This window comes from Microbacterium sp. C448 (genome assembly GCF_000582705.2).
Taxonomy (GTDB): domain Bacteria; phylum Actinomycetota; class Actinomycetes; order Actinomycetales; family Microbacteriaceae; genus Microbacterium; species Microbacterium lacus_A.
In genome coordinates this window covers 22,170-24,878 of record NZ_HG779775.1, presented here as the reverse complement: position 1 = coordinate 24,878, position 2,709 = coordinate 22,170, and the positions used below count along the sequence as shown (strand labels likewise).

Annotated in this window: 3 protein-coding genes and 1 pseudogene; all 4 read right to left on the bottom strand. The window is 66.3% G+C overall.

What is annotated here, in order from left to right; translation table 11 throughout:
• Positions 1-162, bottom strand: a pseudogene (locus tag MIC448_RS16485) (prephenate dehydratase); the annotation flags it as partial.
• Between the two features lie 11 nt (positions 163-173).
• Positions 174-752 (bottom strand): signal peptidase I, encoded by a 579-nt coding sequence (locus tag MIC448_RS13580; RefSeq protein ID WP_051513923.1) that lies wholly within the window; start codon positions 750-752, stop codon positions 174-176.
• Between the two features lie 8 nt (positions 753-760).
• Positions 761-1,339, bottom strand: a complete 579-nt coding sequence (locus MIC448_RS13575; protein WP_036300739.1) for an alternate-type signal peptide domain-containing protein — start codon at positions 1,337-1,339, stop codon at positions 761-763.
• 229 nt (positions 1,340-1,568) lie between these two features.
• Positions 1,569-2,709 (bottom strand): HNH endonuclease signature motif containing protein (locus tag MIC448_RS13570; protein WP_199484452.1); only part of this gene is annotated, 1,141 nt, incomplete at its 5' end.

Below are 2,709 nucleotides of genomic sequence, written 5' to 3'. Positions count from 1 at the left end.
GACGTCGGCGAGCGCTTCGCCCACGTTGTGCACGGGAACCCAGTGGTGGCCGCGCGCCTCGGGGACCTGCGCGAGAGCCGCTTCGGTGAACGTCCCGGCTGGCCCGAGGAAGCTGTAGGTGCGGCGGACGGGTCCGGAGGCGGGCTGGGAGGCGGCTGTCACGAGGACTCAGCCTAGTCCTGCGTCTGGGGGACCCGTTCGGGCTGGTGTTCGACCTGCTCCTCGGCCGTCACTTCGTCCATCCGACGTCGGCGATCGCGCCAGGCACTGACGAACATCCAGGCGGCGTAGAGCAGCAACGCACCGCTGACGACGGGGACGACCCACATCCGCAGCTCACCCGAGATGAGCACATTCATCCATCCGAGCAGGGGGATGCTGTAGAGCAGCACGCCGCGCACTTGCGGTCCGCGGACCGGCTCGATGTCGGCACTGTCGTTGGCATCCCCCTGCGTCACCAAGACCCGCTCGCCGTCGCCGACCAGCCCTTCACCGACGACCCGGTGAGTCGCGACGGTCGCCTCGCCCGATTCGAGCTGGTAGGTGATCACGTCGCCGACCCGGATGTCGTTGAGCTCGCGCGGTTGCACGACGACGAGAGATCCGAGTGGGATCGCGGGCTCCATCGAGCCGCCGAGGATCGTGTAGCGCTCAGCGCCGATCACCAGCGGGACGACGAGGACGAGCGTGGCGGCGAGCCCGACGAGGGCGAATGCGCCCCACGCCAGGCCTCGGCCGAGAGAGCGAACCACCGACCTTGTCAGCCGACGGCGTCAGGCAGAGGCTCGGCGACCTGTGTCAGGGTGACAGGAAGCGGCTCGACCCAGATTCCGGAAACCATCGAATCCGTGTCTTCGAGGTCGGCCGGAACCGTCACCGAGATCGTTACCGCCACGACGCCGCGGCCCGTGACGTTGAAGGAGCGCGCTTCGTTCGTGGCCGAGAAGGTCAGGGCATCGGACCACTCCTCCACGACGGTCACTGTGAGATCTGTCTCGATCGCGTCAAGGACCACCTGAGCGTTAGTTCCCAGGTCCAGCTCGCCAACGTTCAGCACCGCGTCCGCCGCTGGCGCAACATCGATCCCGAATGTGTGCATATAGGTGACGACGTCGCCGGGGACGAGGCGGCTGTCGTAGCTTGTCAAGGTTGCGTAGTTCACCTCATCGCCGTTCAAGGTGTAGGTCTTCGCGATTGCGTCCAGCTGGAGGTGTCCCATCTGGAGGAGCATTTCGTCCGTGCTGGCCGAATCCTGCCAGTAGGCGAGCGATCCGGCTCCGCCTCCGAAGAGGGCGACAGCGGATGCGGCGGCAATGGTGCCTTTGACAACCTTGTTCATGGGGTTCCTTGGGGAGAGGAAAAGTGCAGAATGCGGGGACTTTGCTCACGGTAGGCCCGGGCGTCTGCGTCATATGCGGCTTCCGGCCACCGAAACCAGTGGTTCTGGGCACCGCGGAGGAGCGTTCATCGGTCCCTGAGCCTGTCGAAGGTCGCACCGGAGCTCCCGTGTCGACAAAACACGGCACAGCAGGTCACTTCGACAAGCTCAGTGACCGCAGCGGGGTGTCTCAGAATGGGGGCGGATCCGTGTTCGGCGTGAAGTAAATCGCCGGCGGTGGCTTGTCGATATAGACGTGACCGCCTGGGGAGGTCCATTCGAGGATTCCGCCGCCGACTTGGCGGACGGTCCAGGCTGTTTCGCCCTTCAGGGTGTGGTGTCGTTTGCAGAGGCACGCGAGGTTGCAGACGGCGGTTTCGCCACCGAGGGCGTAGTCGAGGGTGTGATCCCGATCACACCGGTGTGCGGGTTGCCGGCATCCGGGAAACCGGCAGTGCTGATCCCGCGCCCGCAGGAACCTCTTTATATCCGCGGACGGGGTGTACCGATCGACCGCGAGAACACACCCGGTGATCGGGTCTGCCAGGACCCGGTCCCACCCGGTCGCGTGACCGGCCAATGCGCGAGAAGTGTCGGGATCGATCGCGCAACGGCCCACGAGCTCGGCGGGCTCGTCCGTAACCCCGGCTAGTGCGAGCGCCGGGACGGTGACGTTCACGATCCCGCGGATCGCGCCCAGTCCACCGAACCCATCCGACATCCCCATTCCCGTTTCGACGGAAGGCGTCGTGGTGAGCACTATGTCCGCCACCAGGTCCGCACGGATCTGATCCAGGGTGCGGGTGTCTGTCGGGTCGGCCTTCTTGATCGCGTGGGCCTGTTGGGTGAGGCGGTCGTGCATCGCATAGGCGAGAACTGCAGGTTGGGTGGAGATGAACTCCGCCATCCCGTCGCCGATGTCGCGCACGCACGCGCCCCGCGATGCGCGGGCCTCCTTGTGTCGCTCGGCGAGGGGACGCGGCTGCAATGACTCTGCCAACCGCGCTAACGACGCCCCAAGCCGCCCGGGCGTTGTTCCCTCGGCTCGTACCAATGCCTCGCGCTCGAACTCCGCCCGTGCTTCCGGATCCGTCAGCGGCAGGCCGTGTTCCATGATCACCGCGACATGTCCGCCCGCGATCCGTCCCTCGTCCCACGCGTTGAATGTGGCGGGGAACGACTCATCCAGTACGGCAGCGTCGTTCATGCGGCGTTGCACGGTGCGGTCGGACATGTTCATCGCCGCACCGAGTTCCGCCGCCAATGCCCGGTACGGGAGTTCTGCTTCGCGGGAGGAGGGCGAGGCGAGTTCGGCAACCCGGCGCGCACCC

Bases quoted from the DNA above. Each gene is read 5' to 3' on its own strand.
- MIC448_RS13575 (WP_036300739.1), bottom strand. From the start codon at position 1,339: ATGAACAAGGTTGTCAAAGGCACCATTGCCGCCGCATCCGCTGTCGCC.